Annotated in this window: 10 protein-coding genes; 9 read left to right on the forward strand and 1 reads right to left on the reverse strand. The window is 46.0% G+C overall.

Features of this window, described 5'->3' with window-relative positions; translation table 11 throughout:
- Positions 1-159: 159 nt before the first annotated feature.
- A complete protein-coding gene (locus QUB11_RS21740; RefSeq protein ID WP_333391718.1) occupies positions 160-954 on the reverse strand; it encodes a dihydrofolate reductase family protein in 795 nt (264 codons plus the stop codon).
- A gap of 215 nt (positions 955-1,169) precedes the next feature.
- On the opposite strand from QUB11_RS21740, the gene QUB11_RS21745 reads away from it, so the two are divergent.
- From QUB11_RS21745 to QUB11_RS21785, 9 genes are all read left to right on the forward strand, one after another.
- On the forward strand, positions 1,170-3,194 hold the full coding sequence (locus tag QUB11_RS21745) for a hypothetical protein (protein WP_333391720.1): 2,025 nt from the start codon (positions 1,170-1,172) through the stop codon (positions 3,192-3,194).
- On the forward strand, positions 3,187-4,197 hold the full coding sequence (locus tag QUB11_RS21750) for a hypothetical protein (protein ID WP_333391722.1): 1,011 nt from the start codon (positions 3,187-3,189) through the stop codon (positions 4,195-4,197). The genes QUB11_RS21745 and QUB11_RS21750 overlap by 8 nt, the downstream gene beginning before the upstream one ends.
- 11 nt (positions 4,198-4,208) lie before the next feature.
- Positions 4,209-9,980 (forward strand): DEAD/DEAH box helicase, encoded by a 5,772-nt coding sequence (locus tag QUB11_RS21755; RefSeq protein WP_333391723.1) that lies wholly within the window; start codon positions 4,209-4,211, stop codon positions 9,978-9,980.
- 425 nt (positions 9,981-10,405) lie between these two features.
- Positions 10,406-10,786 carry a photosystem I reaction center subunit IV gene (locus QUB11_RS21760; RefSeq protein ID WP_333053993.1) on the forward strand — a complete coding sequence of 127 codons (381 nt, stop codon included), beginning with the start codon at positions 10,406-10,408 and terminating at the stop codon, positions 10,784-10,786.
- A 2-nt stretch (positions 10,787-10,788) separates the two neighbouring features.
- Entirely contained in the window at positions 10,789-11,751 is a 963-nt protein-coding gene (locus tag QUB11_RS21765; protein ID WP_333391725.1) for a DNA-formamidopyrimidine glycosylase, read from the forward strand.
- 187 nt (positions 11,752-11,938) lie between these two features.
- The gene (locus tag QUB11_RS21770) at positions 11,939-12,154 is read left to right on the forward strand and encodes an NAD(P)H-quinone oxidoreductase subunit O (RefSeq protein WP_015178120.1); all 216 of its coding nucleotides are present in this window, start codon (positions 11,939-11,941) and stop codon (positions 12,152-12,154) included.
- Positions 12,155-12,277: 123 nt separating this feature from the next.
- Entirely contained in the window at positions 12,278-13,231 is a 954-nt protein-coding gene (gene mdh, locus QUB11_RS21775; RefSeq protein WP_333391727.1) for a malate dehydrogenase, read from the forward strand.
- 251 nt (positions 13,232-13,482) lie between these two features.
- Complete coding sequence (locus QUB11_RS21780) at positions 13,483-13,698, forward strand: hypothetical protein (protein ID WP_333391728.1); 216 nt, start codon at positions 13,483-13,485, stop codon at positions 13,696-13,698.
- A gap of 1,248 nt (positions 13,699-14,946) precedes the next feature.
- Positions 14,947-19,509: a PAS domain S-box protein gene (locus tag QUB11_RS21785; RefSeq protein WP_333391730.1), complete on the forward strand. Its 4,563-nt coding sequence runs from the start codon at positions 14,947-14,949 to the stop codon at positions 19,507-19,509.
- The last annotated feature ends 316 nt before the right edge of the window (positions 19,510-19,825 follow it).

The raw sequence follows: 19,825 nt of genomic DNA on the forward strand, positions 1-19,825 counted from the left end.
ACACAAGTGTTGTGGGGAGTAGGGGTTGGGCTTCTAGCCCGCCACAGGCAAGATGCCTGTGCCACACAAGTGTTGTGGGGAGTAGGGGTTGGGCTTCTAGCCCGCCACAGGCAAGATGCCTGTGCCACACAAGTGTTGTGGGGAGTAGGGGTTGGGCTTCTAGCCCGCCCCGAATCTATAATGCAAAAATACCTCTTGTCCCACCTGTTTAACCGCCAAAAGCTGCAATTTCGGAGCTAAATCAGCCAAAAAACCCTCTCCCTCCACAGGTGTCGGTGCATCCGCCCCGCCCAAAATTAACGGGCACACCGTCAGCCAAAGTTCGTCTACCAAGCCCGCAGCCAGCACAGAGGCTACGAGTTTTCCCCCGCCCAGAATCGCCAAGCGTTTGATACCGAAGTTTGCTAACTGTTGAAACGCATCAATCCAATCAATCTCTCCACCTGCGGTTTTCGCATAGATAATTCGATCGAATTGAGATGTTGCACCCTTGTCAATAAGCCTTTTATGAACAGGCAAGATGCCTGTTCCACAAGAAAATTCATCTCTTGTGGAACGGGCATCTTGCCCGTTCTTGAGAGGAGACGGCAATGCCGTTTCCTTACTGTCTTGCCCCGTCAGCAGCCAGCGAGGCACCGGTTGTTGGAAAAATCGCAAATTTGGGTCAAATTGGGACGATCGCGAACACACAATTTGCACCGGTTGTGGTGGCTTCCCTTGCAGTTCCCTCTGTTTGAGCAATTCCGGCGAAATCACTCTCATCGTCGTCCCATAGGCCTGTAAAGTGCCGTTGCCGAACAAAACCGCGTCACTTGCTGCTACTTGCTGTTCGAGGTGGGCTTTGTCGTTGGCAGAACCGAATCTCGCGGGCGATCGCACTGCATCGGCAATTTTACCGTCAGCACTGATCGCGAGTATTACTGTTGCTAATGGTCGATCGATCTTATCTGTCATTAATTTATTAAATTTTCTCAATACATCATAGTTTAACTCAGTAACTTCACCGACATTAACTCGATTTTTGTTACTTATACGGCAGTATTTAGAGGATTTGATAAGCATCGCTAAAAAAGGGTATTAAATGCGGATTTTGCAATCGCTTGCTTGGCAAATAACGTTATAATACTTAAAATTACCAATTGCCGTCAAAAATTATATAAAACATAAAAATGGATTATTTAAGTTGGAATAATTCAATTGCAGCTCATTTCTTTAAACCGGAAATGGCGGGCAGTACCGTTCACCTGTATGTCACAGAGAAACTAATAACGGATATTGGTCAAGAAAGGGGTGCTGATTTCTCAGATTTTATTGCAGCTATCAAAACGGGGCCTCCTGGGGTGACAAGGCAGGGTTTGTGCGTGAAAGCCTTACAAAGCCGGGATAATTGGCAGCAGCGAGAATTAGACTATCCGCCTTATATCGCTTATTTAGCGCTCTTTGTCTTAGCAGCCGGTATTGAAGGAACTTTTGCCGCCCATTCTTACTATCCGCGCTTGCGAACATTACTAGGCGAAGAACCTACCACAGGGCAGTATCCTTCATTTAACCGGATGTCGGAACTCTGGGAAGATTTAGAAAAATGGTCTAATCAAGATAAATCTGGCGAATTGGGTATCTTCAACAGCACCAGCATTGGCAAGAGAAATCACATTGGATTGCCGCTTGCACAAACTCTTCTGACTGAGGAAGAACGGCGCGCACTCCCGGCTATTTTTGCCGCTGCTGACTTAGATCCTATTTCATATCCCGCTGAGGGGGCGATCGCACTTTTGTTAGTCAAGCACGGGCGCAAACAACTGCGAGAACGGACTTTAAGCTTATTAAAAGAAACCAGAGACAGCGACGAACTGCGCCAAGCATTGCTCGAATGGATTATTGATGAATTGCGCGATTGGGATGGAACTGCTGAAGATTCAGGTAAGACGCAGATTTACGGAATCTTGAGATTGTGCTGCAAACTCGATTCAATTGCCAAACGCGCTAGCCTAAGCTTGCGTTGCAGTACCAAACACGAATTTACTGAAGAGGATTTGCTGTTATTTTTAGAAGACAATTCTCAAGCTTTTTCCTGTTACGAAGATAGTGGGGGTTTGTCTTCACCTCTAATATGTGAGTCAGACGGAAAACCGCTGGTTGGTTGTGAGTTTGATTGGTTGAAAGGTTTGCAAGTGCGATCGGCTGACTCTAAATGGTGTTTTAGGCTGCCAGCATCGCCCATTCGAGTATTCGTTAATGGAGACAGTCAGGGATTGCCAGGTATTGTGGAAGTGCGGCAGTTGCCCACTCAAAAGCCATTTTATTTAGCTGCTCATCAAGAGTGTTTGGAATTGCTGACAAGATGGGGAGAATCGAGCTGTCAAGGCTTTGAAAAATTGCAAATAATAGATGGTTTGCCCAGTGGGTGGCACTTTTTCAAAGCGCAGGCTGCTTGCAGTGACGAGCTGATTAAACAAAAATACCCAATCTTAGCTTTACCGACTAATGTACGGCTAGAGTTAGCTGGGGGAATCCGCCTGGAAAGAGGCAATAAATTCTTTAAGTTTGCCCCGCCGAAATTGGTTCTGCAAGGTGCCAATGAATCAATAAAAGTATTTGGCAATAATAAGCTGTTAGATTGCACGGAAGCAGCAGGTATTTATGAACTGCCAGCCGATACAGCGGAAACGAAGTTGCTAATTGAAGCACGCAGTGGAGATGATATTATCAAACGCTGTTCTCTGTTATTGGTAGAAAACTATTCTTTGCCATCCCAAAGCAACGCGCCACAGTTCGATCGCTTCGGGAAGATCCACACCGGGGAAAATGAGAGCGCGGGCGTTTCTGGTGCATGGGTGCAGGGCGTTGATTTCCCAGACTTTAACTTTAACACTTTTTTACCAATACAAGGAAAGCAGCGGATTTTCTATGTAGGTAAAGAACCAGGGCAAATAGCAATCTGCCCTGCGGAATCGCTACCTACAGATTGGGAGCCTGTTTGGGCGATTTCCAAAGGTCGCCATCGCGGTCAAGCAATGTTTTGCGGCACCAATTTATCCGAGTCAGAACCGACGATTTCCAAGTGCAAAGACAGAAAGAAAATGCGGGAATGGAAAGAAATCCTGTGGTACGATCGCAAGAAAATTTACCCGCCAGATCGCTCCAACTTGAAAGCATTGTGGAAACAGTTTCAAAAGGAGGCAGAACGTGTCTGAAACTAGCGAAAAACTGCTCTACGTTATTTCTGGAAAAAAGGAAGTTGCTTGGCTATCCTTTAAGGAAACCTTTGATTATTTGTATAATCTTGAGAATGGTTTGAAAGAGGAAAATACGGACAAAGACAAAATCAAAAATAAAAGATTGCAAGCAATTCGCGCCCTCGATTCTCTGGGTCACTGTGACTTTAATTTTAGCGAGGATAGCAGCAAGAATAAGGTTTATGCTGCGAGTCCTGTATTGGTGCGATTGCCAAGTGCTGGCTTTCCTCAAGCCATTTTAGCAGGAGCGCGATCGCCTGCTACTATTCAACAATTATCAGATGCTTGTCAGTCTGTGGGAAATCACATCAACGTTGAAATCCAAGAACAAGCGAGTGAATTAAAGCTGATACCGAAGCGAGTGGCCCTGCAAGCAGAGGATGTAAGGGAATTACAGGCGATCGCATCTTCTCTCGGCATACCTTTTATCGAAACGCCCTCAGCCTGGTCTTTGCTGCATTTTGCCGCGAGTATTGACGACTACTTAGCTACCCTCAAATGGGCTAACGATTCTGAATTGAGCTGGAAACACCAAACCTTTGAGCCTAGTTCATTACAATTTAAAACCATCGAAAAAACCGACACTAATATCCGTATCAGCCGATACAGTCATCCATCGCGAAACACCCAATCGTACTATCTTTGGCAAGATAGAATGTGTACAGAAACAGACCTTGATTGGGGAAGGTATGCTATTCTCAAAGCACTGCGAATGAATGTTCTGATCTACGACAAACGCAGATTCATTATGGCAGTACCAGCCAGCGCCAATCTGCCACGACTCCTAGAAAGAGCCTTAACCCTTTGTTCAGGTTATGCAGCAACATATGTAAAAAAATTGCCGCACGATCCGCAAATTCAGGGATTCAAGTTATTCTCCGCAATTCCCCCTCAAATAGCAGAAATGACCGCAGCTAAATTACGTCAGACACTCTTGCAGCAATCTTTAAATATAACATAGTGAGGTAATTTATGCACGATCCAATTAATGCCTTTAACACAATCCGCGACAACTTTCTACTGTACATAAAAACCGCTTTCGGAACTCAATTCCCCGAAATAGAACGAGAGCGCGAAAGACTGCTGCTCCAACCCGGTGCATTCCATCAAGAACCCTGGATTGAACCGATGCCCCGCTATCAAAGATCGGGTAAAACTATCCATGATTTAGATATTTCAAACGTACCAGGATTAGATGAATCTGCCCTTCAAGATTTTAAACAGCTTGCCTCCTGCGGACTTGTAGGTAATTACGAACTGTATAGCCACCAAATCCAAATGCTGCGGCAGGCATTAGCGGGCCAAAATGCTGTAGTAACGGCGGGTACTGGTTCAGGGAAAACTGAATCTTTTATGTTACCGCTATTTGCTTATCTTGCCCAAGAATCGAGAAATTGGGATAATCCTAAGCCAGAGAAACCTCATCTCAACGACTGGTGGAAAAATGAGGACTGGCAAAATGAATGTAACCCTGTAGGGAAGAAAAACCGCAGTTTTAAGCGTTCTTATCGCGTTTCTCAGAGAAGTCATGAAAACCGGGATGCCGCCGTTCGCGCCCTGATTTTATATCCTATGAATGCCTTAGTTGAAGACCAACTTACCAGGCTGCGTCGCGCTTTAGATTCTGAAGAAGCACGAGATTGGTTTAAAGATCATAGAAAAGGCAACCGAGTCTATTTTGGAAGATACAACGGCGTTACCCCCGTGCCGGGGCATGAATACACAGAAAATCGTAAACCTAATGGCAAAAAAATAAAAGAACTGCTCGAAGCAATACAGCAAATGGAGGAATCAGCCACGGGAGCTAGGAAACACGCCGAGGAGGAGCGTGACAAACTGATAGAGCAGGGTTATAGCTTTGAAGAGGCAACAGAGAAAGCCCAAGAAGTGACATTTTTCTTTCCCAGGCTTGATGGTGCAGAAATGCGCTGTCGCTGGGATATGAAAGATGCCCCGCCAGATATTTTAATCACCAACTATTCTATGCTCAGTATCATGCTGATGCGGAATATTGATCAAGATATTTTTGAAAAAACGAAGGCATGGTTAAACAAAGATGGCAGCGTCTTTCATTTAATTGTTGACGAATTGCACTTGTATCGCGGCACTTCTGGGACTGAAGTAGCTTATTTGCTGCGACTGTTGCTGCAACGCTTGGGGCTGCATCCAGGTCATCCAAAATTGCGGATTCTTGCCTCTAGTGCATCTCTGGAACCAGACGATCCAAAAAGCTTAGAATTCCTGAATCAATTCTTCGGCGTTGAATGGCATTCCCAACAGATTATACCCGGTCATTTAGAGCCAATTCCGCCAATTGAAGGTCAACAATTCCTTGATGTCGAACCGTTCATCGCATTAGCAGAAGCACCTGAAATCAATAATATAGAACGGTTGCAGGAAACTGTGGCATACAGTGCTTGCCGCGAAATTGTGGAATCAGAAAGCGCGGCTATTGGCGCTAGAATGGTCGATGCTTGTAACGTTGATGACAAAATTCGTGCCGTATCGATCGCTGATTTTGGTCAAAAAATGTTTGGCAATGACTTAACAAATGAAAATCTCAAACTGGCAGTAAGAGGATTGCTTGTCGCTCGCGGTTTGTCCGAGCAAACTTCCTTGCCATCGTTCAGGCTGCACTGGTTTTTCAGGAATATCGAAGGGCTGTGGGCTTGCACTAAGCCAAATCACGGGTGTGAGGAAAACGAAATTGGTAAAAATAGACCTGTTGGGAAACTATTTGTAGAAAATCCTCCCATACTTTGCGATAATTACCGAGTTTTAGAACTTCTTTACTGCGAACAGTGCAAAACTGTATTTCTGGGGGGAAACAGGCTGACCAGACAGAATAATGACGGATGGGAACTTTTGCCTACAGAACCGGACATTGAGGGAATTCCCGATCGCAAAACAGCCATAGCTTTAGATCGCCGCAAGTATCAAGAGTTTGCCGTATTTTGGCCTTTTAGAAATATTGATGAAGATGTTTGCAAAGGTTGGAAACAGCCATCGAGACAAGGTGAAGGTGGCGAGAAGGCTTGGTGGGATAAAGCATCGCTAGATACCCGCAGTGGTCGCGTTATTCTAGGAGATCCAGATTCCCTGGAGGAACAGTGGGTGAAAGGCTATTTGTTTCACTTGCGATCGCTCTCAGCAGAGAAGCAAGAATTTATTGGCTCGTTACCCTCAATTTGTCCATGCTGCGGTGCAGACTATAGGAAACGTAAGTTTCGCAAATCTTCAATTCGATGGTTCCGCACTGGTTTTTCTAAAGTTAGCCAATTACTTTCCAAAGAACTGTTTTATCAGCTACCGTTCGATGCAGAATCCCGCAAATTAGTCGTGTTTTCTGATAGTCGTGAAGATGCAGCTTCTATCTCGAATGGAATTGAGCGAGTTCACTATGACGACCTGGTACGAGAAGCACTTTTTGATGAACTTGGACAACTTGCTATAGGAAAATCGCACCTGTTAGAAGATATTCAACAATACGGTCAGCCTACTCGTTCTGAAGCCCAGTTATTTGCTCAACGTAACCCAAAAGTTTTTGAAGAGTTACAAAAAGCTATTAAAAATCTTAACAAAACCTGGCCAGAAGGTCTTGATTCAGAAGATAGGGAAATGTATCAAAATCGGCGAGATCAGGCTCAGAAGGTACTCAACGAAATTCAACAAATAGTTAATACCCGCACAGTTCCTCTCTGCATAATGTTTGAACCAGACAGTGAAGATCCTGACAATAAAGATCCTGACAATAAAGATCCTGGTTTGCTCATACAGCGATTGAAAGTGTTGGGAGTCAATCCTGCTGGTAATGATGTCGATTACCAGGAATTTAATTATGATAGTGACTGGCATCATTGGACAAAATTGTTTGATTTTTCCTCTCATACCGCAGGATGGAAATCTAAATTGTCTCCTGGCGCACAGGAAAGGCGAGAAAACAAACTTCGCTCTAAAGTTAAATCTGAGGTCTGCGACACACTTTTTAGTCGCCTGTACTTTGGGATTGAAGCATCGGGTCTGGGTTATGTTCGCCTGAATTTACCGCCAAATCAATTAGAACAGCTAGCAATCCAATGCGGACTTTCACCTTCAGTATTTGAGAGTATTTGTGACGGCAGCTTGCGAATTTTAGGTGAATTGTACAGGTATCCGCAACCTAAAGATTATCCGCTGGATGACTGGAAAGACTGGAGTGATGCGCGACCAAAATTTCGTAAGTATATTAAAGAGTGTGCAAAAGCTTGCGGAATTTCAGAACAGGAATTGCAGCAGGCATTGAAATCTGCGATTTGCGAATGCGGTCAGCACCACCACTTTAAACTTAATCCCCGGCATTTATCTGTACGAGTTGCAGTATCCGATGACCCCGTGTGGCAGTGCGATTCGTGCCAGCGCCCTCACCTGAACCGTGCGGGAGGTATTTGTACTAATTGTTTAGCAAATTTATCAGTGCAACCTAATAAAATATGTGCAGATTTATACGATCGCAATTATTTCGCCACCCAAGCTGTAAATAAGCGTCAACCGTTGCGGTTGCACTGCGAAGAGTTGACCGGACAAACCGACGATCAAGCCGAAAGACAGCGACATTTCCGCAACATCATCGTGAATTTTGGCGAACAAAAAAGAGATTTTATCCCAGAGGTAGATATCATCGACATTTTGAACGTGACTACCACAATGGAGGTGGGAATTGATATTGGCAGTTTAATGGCTGTTGTGATGGCAAATATGCCGCCTATGCGCTTTAATTACCAGCAGCGTGCGGGTCGCGGGGGGCGCCGGGGTCAGGCTTTCGCGATCGTACTTACTCTCTGTCGGGGTCGATCGCACGATGAATTTTATTACCGCCATCCTGAAAAAATTACGGGCGATCCGCCGCCAGTTCCTTTTCTTTCTATGTCACAGGTTGAGATCGTGCAGCGCCTCTTAGCCAAAGAATGTTTGAGACGTGCATTTAAGGATGCTAGTGTCACCTGCTGGGAAGTAGAAAAAAAACCGGACAGTCACGGCGAATTTGGGACACTTAAAAAGTGGAAGGAAACGGAAGAACGCCGCGAACAAGTTCGTAATTGGTTAGAGAAATCCAATCAAGTCACCGAGGTTATAAATTCTCTGCTAGTCGGTGTTGAAGGTATCGATCGCAACAAACTTGAAGAGTATGCACGTCATGATTTATTTAATAAGATTGATGAGTGTACCAATAACTTAGAATTGACTGGAGATGGATTGGCAGAACGCCTTGCTGAGGGCGGGGTTTTGCCGATGTACGGGATGCCCTCAAGAGTGCGTGATTTGTATCATCACGATCCGTCCAGAAAACAAAAAGTTTCTACTATCGATCGAGATTTAGATTTAGCTGTCTCTGAATTTGCCCCCGGTTCAGAAAAAACTAAAGACAAGCGAATTTATACTGCGATCGGGTTTACAGCATCGTTAATTCCCGACACTAAAAATGGGTTGGTTCCTGCTGGCGCACCTCTGAGCGATCGCCAATGGATGTTGAGGTGTCAGCGGTGCCAACATACGGACACAAATGATGCAAAATTTGAACATATAATCTGTCCAGAATGCGGGGCAAATGAGGAACAAGGATTTCGAGTTTTTCAGTGGGCTGTCCCTTTAGCTTTCCGTACCAGCCTCAATCCTGGGGCGGATGCTAAAGATGAATATGATGCGTTAATTACAGGTGCAGCCAGCGTAGCCGAATCAAAATCTCCACCTTTTAACTTAGTAAATAATACCAATACTCAAACAGCTTTTTCTGAATCCGGTCGCGTTTTCCGGGTGAATGACAATCGAGGACAGCTATTTAAGGGAGCAACCGGAAATGCCACATTTGGACGCGGTGATAAACTATTAACAAATCAGTGGATTGATGAGAGATTTCAAAATAAAAATAATGGGGTGAAGTTTAAACAGCCGGGCGAGCCAGAGAAAATTGCCATTGTTGCCCCAAAAACCACTGGCGTACTGCGAATTAAACCTGCTGCTGTACCTGTTGGATTGTGCCTCGATCCTGTTGCGTATGGTTCCGCCGTCAAAGCTGCTTTCTACTCAGCCGCTTTCATGGTTCGTGCTGTAGCAGCACAGGAGTTAGACATTGATCCTGAAGAATTAGACGTGAGCGGTTTGCGACAGGCTGAATTAGACGATACTAAGGAAAAAGTAGGAGAAATTGTAATTAGCGATCGGCTTGCTAACGGTTCTGGCTTTACCTATTGGCTAGCTAATCACTGGGAAGACATCCTTACAGACAAAATTCTGAATTCTCAAAATAGCTTTGCTGAGGCAATTATGTCACCACAACACCGCGAAAAATGCGACTCTTCTTGTTACGATTGCTTGCAGCAGTACCGCAATATGAACTATCACGGTCTGCTGGATTGGCGTTTGGGGCTTTCCTTGCTGAGGGCATTGGCTAGCAGCAATTTTCAATGCGGACTCGATGGGGATTTTTCTACTCCTGACTTAGAAAATTGGCTGCTGAATGCAACTGCTTTGCGCGATATATTTTGTGCTTCGTTTAGTTGTTCCGGGGAACAGTTCGGCGCTTTACCGGGTTTTGCAGTGGGGGATAAAAGCGTTATTATCGTTCATCCTTTGTGGGACGTAGATAACCCTCAAGGCTTATTGCATGAAGCGATTGCTACAGTAGAAGCGCCCGATCGAGTTCGATACCTAGATACCTTCAATCTCCTGCGCCGTCCGAGTTGGTGCTATCAATCGCTAGATGATTAGATGCAGGATTCAAACTAACACACTAGATGGTGGATAACTTGACTGAATGAGGATTTACGCAACCTTCTCGTGCAGAGCCGTGGCAATTCCCAGAGCGCTTGGGGCTACGCGGCCTGCTGGGGGATTGCCACGGCTCTGCCTAAATCCTATTAATGCACTATGTAGGCGCTCCGGCCCGCTCTCCTATTTGTAAAGTTTTTTATAGATCCGATCGCACAGCTTGTATTTAACGGATAATGTCTGTTTATTTATTTTGCAACCCCAGCGATCGCCCTAGCAAAGTATTTACTTTTCTTTACAAACAGCAGATCAAAAAACGGCGCGACAGGTAAAAATTTCCTTGCAGACTTCAAATGCGTCGCGCGATCGACTAGAGTAAAAAAAATGGCTTTATCCGTTTATTCATCGCAAAGGAAACAAAGCTCATGGTTCAACGCGGTTCTACAGTTCGGATTCTCCGCAAAGAATCCTTCTGGTATCAAGAAGTGGGCACCGTTGCTACGGTAGACCAAAGCGGCATTAAATACCCAGTTATCGTTCGCTTTAACAGCGTAAATTATGCAGGCGTCAACACCAACAACTTCGCCCAAAGCGAATTAGTGGAAGTGTCAGCACCCAAAGCAAAAGCGAAAACAGGGACTCCAGTAGCTTCCGGCGGCAAACAAACCACGCTGGACGAGAAAACCCGGAAAACCGGCAGCGGAGGAGCCCCCCAGCAGCCGAAAACTTCGACCGACAGCAAACCCGGTGCCGAAGTGACCGGCAGCGTCGAAGGTTCGCCAAATCAAGGAACAGAACAACGCTAATTGTGCCAGAACTGCCAGAAGTTGAAACTATTTGCCGGGGATTGAATCAAGCAACCCTCGATCGAGAAATTTTGGACGGGGACGTGTTGCTAAACAGCACGATCGCCCGCTCAATCTCTGCGACCGATTTTTTGACACAACTCAAAGGAAAGTCGATCGCCCGCTGGTACAGACGCGGCAAATATCTACTGGCAGAACTATCTCAATTCCCAGAAGGAGAAAGGGAAAGGGCGAGAGAGGGAGAGGGGGAGAGGGGGAGAGTGGGAGAATTTCTTGCCCAAACTCCAAACTCTTCCCCAACGCCTTCTTTCTACCCCTCCCTTTTGCCTTCAAAAGCCGGCTGGTTGGGCGTTCACCTGCGGATGACAGGACAACTGCTGTGGGTGAACCGATCCGATCCCCTGCAAAAACACGCGCGAGTACGGCTGTTTTTTGAGGGAAACCAAGAACTGCGGTTTGTAGACCAGCGCACCTTCGGGCAAATGTGGTACGTGCCCGCAGAAACCGAGGTTTCGAGCACAGTCATCGGTCTGAAACTCTTAGGCCCTGAACCGTTTTCAGACGAATTTACAACCGAATATTTGGCCCGCAAGCTGCACCGACGGGCGCGACCCATAAAAACAGCTTTGCTAGACCAGGCACTGATAGCTGGTTTGGGCAATATTTACGCAGACGAAACTTTGTTTTTGTCGGGAGTGATGCCCACAACTCTGTGCGCGGATTTGACGCCAGAGCAAATTGGGCGCATCCATACAGCTATTATTCAAGTTTTACAGAAGGCGATCGAATCCGGTGGCACCACTTTTAGCAATTTTCTCAACGTCCAAGGTGTCAACGGCAACTACGGCGGTGTCGCTTGGGTGTACAATCGCGCCGGCCAACCCTGTCGCACTTGCTCCACAACCATCGAACGTATAAAATTAGCAGGGCGATCGACTCATTTTTGCCCCATTTGTCAGACATAGGAAGCAGTCAATGGATTTTAGGCTTTAGATTTTAGATTTTAGATTTACCCCACGAATCGCACCCCTTTATTCCTTAGTCCGCGTAGGCGGACTTCGTTTGTTTAGTAGCGATTTCAATCGCCGAGTGACTTTGCAGCCAAATCTAGATTAAAATTTGTATAGTTTTTTAAACTAAACCAAGCAAGTTATGGCAATCAAGAAAGGCAGTATAGTTCGCGCTGTACGCGAAAAATTGGAAAACAGTCTAGAAGCCAAAGCCAGCGACCAGCGCTTTTCCTCGTATATATTTGAAACAAAGGGCGAAGTGATGGATGTTCGCGGCGACTACGCCTTCGTCAAATTTGGCAAAGTTCCCACCCCCAATATTTGGCTGCGGGTAGACCAACTCGAAGATTTTAAGTAACTCACCACAACTAAACCTCACTGTTCTTAATGTAGCGAAGGGTGCACACCGCGCACCTTTCCCCAATTAAGCTGATTGCTAAAATCTAAAATCTAAAATCTAAAATCTAAAACCTAAAACCCAATGAATTCTCCATCAAACCGCGTATCAATTATTGGTGCAGGCAAAGTCGGCAGTACGTTAGCCCAGCGAATTGCTGAGAAAAATCTGGCAGATGTAGTATTGCTAGATATTGTGGAGGGTTGGCCGCAGGGCGTTGCTTTGGATTTGATGGAAGCCAGGGGAGTGGAACGTCACGATCGCCAAATTGTCGGTACAAATAATTATACAGATACGGCAAACTCAAATATCATAGTAATTGCCGCCGGAGTGCCACGCAAGCCCGGTATCAATCGCGAAGATTTAATTAAAATCAATGCTCGAATTGTCACCGAAGCCACAAAACAGGCGATCGAGCATTCTCCCGAAGCAATCTTAATCACAGTCACAAATCCCCTAGATATCATGACTTATTTAGCTTGGGAAGCGGCAGATTTGCCCAAACACCGAGTCATGGGGATGGGGGGAGTTCTCGACTCCGCCCGCTTTCAAACTTTTATTGCTATGGAATTGGGCGTTTCAATTGCTGAAGTCAATGCAACTGTCATCGGTTCTCATGGCGATTTGATGGTTCCTTTGCCCCGCTATTCTACTGTCAACGGTATTCCCATCAATCAACTTATGGATGCTGGGACGATCGATCGAATCGTACAGCGGACTCGCCACGGTGGCGCCGAAATTGTAGAATTAATGAAGACTGGTAGTGCTTATTTTGCACCCGCATCTTCTGTCTGTTTGATGGTAGAATCTATTTTATTTAATCAGTCGCGACTGTTGCCTTGCTGCGTTTATTTGCACGGCGAATACGGCGTGCAAGATATCTTTTTAGGAGTGCCCTGCCGCTTGGGATCTCAGGGAGTGGAACAAATAGTGGAACTTGAACTCAGCGATACTGAAAGAGCCGCCTTTATCGAGTCGGGCAAATTGGTTGCCGAAAATATTGAGGAAGCGAGGGCCATATTGAAAACGGCTTCTTAAGTTTGTAGCTGTTGGTTGATCATAGCAGCCGATCGCTCGCCGCTTCAATATAGCCATCCTCGCATCATTTGTGAATTTCTTACTCCCTCCCCTTGATAAGGGGAGGGTTGGGGTGGGGTCAAAAATTTACGACTCCTGGAAGGATTGCTATATAATAATTTATACTGAGTATGACAGTGCGATCGCTCTGTCGGAAGTAGGCTTCTCTGATTTAAACCGCGCTTTGATAAATATCATTGATCGTGCTTGTTATGCTGTCTTTCACAAGCCGAAAAATAGCAGCAAGGAACCGATCGATAAATATAAAATTTACTCTCAAAAACTTGCTGAAAACGGAAAAACTGGCAAAAGCAGTTGAACTTGGTTGGCGCGACAATACCCTCAGAGTTTCTCTAGAAATTAAAGCAAAAATCTGCCATCTTTTCTTCATTACTAAACCAACAGCAGAAGCAGTCGGTTTTAGCTGATCTCTCACTCGCGATCGGATTGCCCAACACGCTGGCACTTTAAAGATAGAAAGTGAAATGGGAGTTTCTACGGAATTTGTCATTACTTTGCCCAAACTTTAATCCTCGCGATCGCCATTTCTATCGATCGAGCTGGAAATACCTTTACTTTCGCCAAAAATGTGATACCCTAAACATTTGTATTATCTAAAATTTTTACACTTCTCAAAAATCGCAAAAATCGGGCAAAAAGTCTCGGCGCGTGCGAACCTATCCCGAACGCGCGTGGGGGCCCGTTGCGGTAGGGAATCGCCCTTGAGTTGAGCCAATTTAACCCTAGCTTGCAACTACCTCAACTGTTTGACGGAAAACTAATATCAAATCCGGTAGCATCGTCCTGTATTCATCTCTGTATTCTCTCCCTCTGCGTTCTCTGCGCCCTCTGCGGTTAAATCATTCCGATGCAACCGGAAACGATATAACCTCTGATTCGGTGAATTTTAATCAGTTGAAAAAATTCAATCCCTCGCATAAAATAACGAGAAGGCAAGGAAAAATAGCTAAAATTTCGGCTGACCATAAAGATTGTAAAAAATCTAATTTAGGAGAGATAAATCGAGCATTACTTAAAACTTTAGAAAAGGCGATCGCCTCAGTTTAAACAAAGTTAAACAAAGGCGTTCCCAACAGGATATTATATCGCCAAAACAAGGAAACCATTAATCGAGTTTGGGGTGATAATAAAAAGGTGACAATTGCAACCGAAGGCGAGCCAAAACAATGTCAAAATTACTCAGGGACGCTCCTGGATATCGCGCAATCAAACCGGGTTTCTTTTTTCCACCTTCGGAGTTTACCTGACTTAATTACGTTAAAAAACCCGGTTTCTGTGTAAGTTTTGTTAGCATTATTCTCAATAATTGACAACTAATAATATCAAATCCGGTAGCATCGGAATTATTCCTCTCTGTATTCTCTCCCTCTGCGTTCTCTGCGCCCTCTGCGGTTAAATCATTCCGATACAACCGGAAACGATATGAAGTAGCAAATTATGCCACTTTTTCAGTAAATATACGGGAGCTAAGATGGTCGATAGACCTCCAAATCTCGAAAAAATACGGAAATGCAGTGAGAGTAGCTGCTAAGTGCTAGCAGAAGGAGGAGAATATGTTCTTTGCCTTTTTGAGTTACCAGGCTCAACTTGCAGAGCGCTATTGAGATGCCATCAACCTCGATAACAAACCGCAAAATAACTAAAGAAAAAGCATTATGTTTCATGAATACCTGTATTACGAAGTCTGCAACCTGCGCGAGAAACTAGCTCACCTAGAAAGACAAACGCAGTCTCAAACCTGGTTCAAAAAGCTGCAAGCGCTGATGGGAGTTATTCGCAAAATTCGTGAATCCCTAGACTTAGAAACAATATTCAAAATCACAGCCACCGAAGTTCGGCAACTCCTAAATGCTGATCGAGTCGCCGTCTACCGCTTCTTTCCCGAATCCCAATTGAACGAGGGCGAAGTAGTGTCCGAAGACGTACTGCCCCAATACAGCCCATCTTTGGGAACCAGAGTCCGCGACTACTGCTTCGGCGAACAATTTGCAGCCAAATACACCAAAGGATACGTTCAAGCAGTCACGGACATCTACAAAGCCCGGTTGAGCCCTTGCCACCTCAAAATCCTCAAGCGGTTTCAAATCCGAGCCAACTTAGTCGTACCGCTGCTGCAAGGGAAACATTTGTGGGGATTGCTGTGCATTCACTCCTGCGGCAATCCCCGCGATTGGCAAGAAGACGAAATCGAATTTGCCAGACAAGTAGGCGACCATTTAGCAGTTGCCATCTACCAAGCCGAACTGCACTTGCAAACCCAGAGGCAAATAGCACAAATCGAAGCGGCACAGCAGAAACTCCGCGACAGCGAGCAAAAATATCACCAAATTCTCGATTCGATCGCCGATATGGTATTAGTCAAAGGCCCCCAATCGAAAATCGTCTGGGCTAATAAAGCATTCCGCGATTATTACGGCATGACTGAAGAGGAACTTCAAGACATCGTAGACGCACCTTTCGCCGATACCGACCATACTCTCCAGTACATTAAAGATGACGCCTTCGTACTTGAAACCGGACAGACTCTAGAAATTTCCGAAGAACCGATCACGCGGCACGATCAAGAAGTGCGAATGTTTAGTACAGTCAAAACACCAATCCGCAAGGCAGACGGCCAAATCGTCATGACTGTCGGCGTCTCCCGCGACATGACGGAACGCAAAAAAACAGAAGAAGCCGTCAAAGCCAGCGAAACCAAATACCGCAGCCTGGTAGAAACCTCCCAAGACATGATTTGGTCGGTCGATGCGATCGGGCGCTACACCTTCGTCAATCCAGCAGTTAAGTACATCTACGGTTACGAACCAGAAGAAATGATCGGTAGGCCGTTCTCCGACTTTGTGACACCAGAACAAAGCCAGAAAGATTTAGAAGTTTTCGCCCGCCTGTTGGCCGGAGAATCAATTTTCCAGTACGAAACCACCCAAATCGCCAAAGACGGTAGCATGAAACATTTGATGTTTAACGCCATCGCCCTCTACGACGAAACCGGAAACTGCCTCGGCACCACCGGTACAGCCACCGACATTACCGATCGCAAGCGAGCAGAAGCAGCCTTGCAACACGCCAACGCAGAACTAGAGCGCAGAGTAGAAGCACGCACGGCAGAACTGCGCCAGACTTTTGCAGCACTCAGTGCCAGCGAAGCTAGGTTCCGGACGATCGCAGCCACCATCCCCGGATCTCTGTTCCAATTTTGCAGCAGGCAGGGAGTGTGGAGAGTTGACTACATGAGCGATCGCATCTTCGATATCGCCGGCATCACAGCAGCAGAAATGATGCGAGACATGAATACATTCATTTCCCGCGTCCACCCCGAAGACTTGGAAAGCTACATCGCTTCCGTCAACGAAGCGGTAGAAAATCTCTCTCCCTGGCACTACGAAGGGCGGTTAGTCAAGCCCGACGGTGAGATTCGCTGGTGGCAGGGCGACTCCATGCCCACCCGCAACGAGAACGGCGAAATCGTATTTTCTGGCGTCGCGCTCGACATTACCGATCGCAAAGTTGCCGAAACCGCCATCCGCAAAAGCCAGCGGCAGCTAGAAGAAGCCCAGAGACTCGCCCACGTCGGCAATTGGGAACTCGACGCAGCCACCGAAACCCTCACTTGGTCGGAAGAACTTTTCCGCATCTTCGGACTCGAACCAGCCCCCATCGCGCCCAACATAGCCGAACAGGTAGCTCTGATTCATCCAGAAGATTTGGAATTGTGGCAAACTCAAGTGCAGCAGGGACTCGCAACAGGCATCCCTTTTGATTTTGACTTTCGCCTTTACCGTCCCGACGGCATCTTGCGACACGTGAACGCCGTGGGCAGAGCCGAAACCGATGTCAACGGCAAGGTGGTAAAACTGTTCGGTACGGCGATCGACATTACCGATCGCAAAGCCGCCGAAGCAGCACTGCGGCAAGCAGCAGTCGAGTTAGAAGACAGAGTGAGCGATCGCACGGCCGAACTTTCCCAAGCAGTCACGCAATTAGAACAAGAAATTGGCGATCGAAAACTTGCAGAAGCAGCGCTGCAAGTTTCCGAGCAAAACCTGCGAACCATCTTTAACAATGTCTACGATGCTATCTTCATTCACGATTTAGAAGGCAACATTCTCGATGTCAATAATCGAATGTTAGAAATGTACGGAGTGAGCCAGGAACAAGCAAAAAATTTATCAATTAAAAACGACTATTCAAGCGCCGACAATCCCATTGAACAAATTGAAGAACTTTGGGAAAGAGTATTAGCAGGCGAAACACCCCGCGTGGAATGGAAAGCGAGGCGTCCCAACGACGGTTCAACCTTTGATGCAGAAGTTGCCCTGTCCAGAATTCATCTCAACGGCAATCTCACCGTCATTGCCAACGTCCGAGATATTAGCGATCGCAAACAGGCAGAAGCAGAACTCCAACACGCGCAACAGTTTATGGAGTCCGTACTCAAAACCATACCCGTAGGAGTGGTTGCCAAGGATGCCCAAGAACTGCGATTTGTACTGTGGAACCCAGTAGCTGAACAGTTACTCGGTTTCAGTGCAGCAGAAGTAATCGGCAAAAATGATTACGACTTTTTCCCAACAGAACAAGCTGATTTTTTCACCACCAAAGACCGGGAAGTGCTCAATAGCGGGCAAATTGTAGAAATCGCCGAAGAAGAGATTGAAACAAGCCAAGGAGAAACGCGGATATTTCACACCAAGAAAACAGCAATACTCGATGCTGATGGCAAACCGCAATATCTATTAGCTGTCACCGAAGACATTACCAATCGCAAGCGGGGAGAAATTGCCTTGAGGCGATCGGAAGCCAGACTCAGACAGCAGGCAGATCGAGAAAAATTGCTCAACAACCTCACGACTCAAATCCGCAATTCCCTCGATTTCGACAGCATCGTTACAGTCGCAGTTAAGGAAATTCGCGCTTTCCTGCAGATCGATCGTTGCAATTTTGCCTGGTATCGCGACGACGGAGAGGAGCCTTTCTGGGAAATTATTAAAGAATCTCGCCTTCGGGAACTTCCCGATTTAACAGGTAGCTATCAAGCTTCCGACTTCGGTCCTGTGGGAGAAAAAGTATTGCAGATGGAAATGCTGCGGGTGGATGATGTCGAAACAGTCGCAGATCCTGTTTGGAAACAAATCGTTCGATCGATGGGCTACCAATCTGTATTAATCATTCCCATGCAGGCACTTTCTGGGGTAATAAGTGCAGTTAGCTGCTGCTCCTGCTGTTCTGTACGACCCTGGAGCGACAGCGAAGTAGAATTGTTGCAAGCGATTACAGTTCAATTGGCGATCGCTCTCAACCAAGCCGATCTTTACGCCCAAACTCGCAATAAAGCTCTCGAATTAGAACAAACATTACAGAAATTAACCAGCACTCAATCGCAGTTAATTCAAAATGAAAAAATGTCGAGTCTCGGTCAACTTGTGGCAGGAGTCGCCCACGAAATCAACAACCCAGTTAACTTTATTTACGGCAACCTCACCCACGCCAACGACTATACCCAAGACTTGCTACACCTGATCGAACTTTACCAAAACCACTATCCCGATCCAGTCCAGGAAATCCAAGAAGAAGTAGACAATATTGAACTCGACTTTCTGATGGAAGACCTGCCAAAGTTGCTTTCTTCAATGAAAGTCGGTGCAGACAGAATTCAACAAATTGTTGCTTCTCTCCGCACATTTTCCCGCATGGACGAAGCGGAAATGAAAGCCGTCAACATCCACGAGGGCATAGATAGCACCCTGATGATTTTGCAGCATCGGCTCAAAGCTAAACACAACCATCCAGAAATTCAGGTAATTAAAGAATACGCTCAACTCCCCTTAGTAGAATGTTATGCCGGACAATTAAATCAAGTATTTATGAACATCTTGAGCAATGCTTTGGATGCTTTGGAAGAACGGGATCAGCGCCGTTCTGCTGAGGAAATGCGGGAACAGCCCAGCAACATCCGCATCCGCACTGAAATATCGCCAGCGGGCAAAGTAATCATTCGGATTGCTGACAACGGGCCGGGAATACCGGAGACTGTCGGCACTCGGCTTTTTGACCCGTTTTTTACCACTAAACCTGTGGGTAAAGGCACTGGGATGGGCTTGTCAATTAGCTATCAAATTGTTACAGACAGACACAACGGGTCGCTGAAATGCACTTCTTCGCCGGGACAGGGTACAGAATTGGCGATCGAGATTCCCCTCAAAGCTAATTGTTCATAGGGAATTGGTAAGTTATAATTGGCAATTGGCAATTGCTGTATTCTCTCCCTCTGCGTTCTCTGCGCCCTCTGCGGTTAAATCATTCCGATGCAACCGGAAACGATATCAATACTCAACAATCACGGACGGTACAACCGGAATTGAACTCATTTATCTGCGTGAATATCTGTTAATCTGCCCTCATCTGCGGTTAAAAAAAGAGAATGTATTAACCGCAGATGACAATGGATGGACGCGGATTCACGCAGATGAATAATTCCGATCCTAACAGATTTGATATCATCACCTAAAATCTAATTTTGATGCACCATTTATT

Source organism: Microcoleus sp. B6-A1, assembly GCF_036705085.1.
GTDB lineage: Bacteria > Cyanobacteriota > Cyanobacteriia > Cyanobacteriales > Microcoleaceae > Microcoleus.

Excerpts from the sequence above, each read along its gene's own strand:
- mdh (WP_333391727.1), top strand. The coding sequence starts at position 12,278 with ATGAATTCTCCATCAAACCGCGTATCAATTATTGGTGCAGGCAAAGTC.
- QUB11_RS21770 (WP_015178120.1), top strand. The coding sequence starts at position 11,939 with ATGGCAATCAAGAAAGGCAGTATAGTTCGCGCTGTACGCGAAAAATTG.
- QUB11_RS21745 (WP_333391720.1), top strand. The coding sequence starts at position 1,170 with ATGGATTATTTAAGTTGGAATAATTCAATTGCAGCTCATTTCTTTAAA.
- QUB11_RS21785 (WP_333391730.1), top strand. The coding sequence starts at position 14,947 with ATGTTTCATGAATACCTGTATTACGAAGTCTGCAACCTGCGCGAGAAA.
- QUB11_RS21740 (WP_333391718.1), bottom strand. The coding sequence starts at position 954 with ATGACAGATAAGATCGATCGACCATTAGCAACAGTAATACTCGCGATC.
- QUB11_RS21760 (WP_333053993.1), top strand. The coding sequence starts at position 10,406 with ATGGTTCAACGCGGTTCTACAGTTCGGATTCTCCGCAAAGAATCCTTC.
- QUB11_RS21780 (WP_333391728.1), top strand. The coding sequence starts at position 13,483 with ATGCTGTCTTTCACAAGCCGAAAAATAGCAGCAAGGAACCGATCGATA.
- QUB11_RS21755 (WP_333391723.1), top strand. The coding sequence starts at position 4,209 with ATGCACGATCCAATTAATGCCTTTAACACAATCCGCGACAACTTTCTA.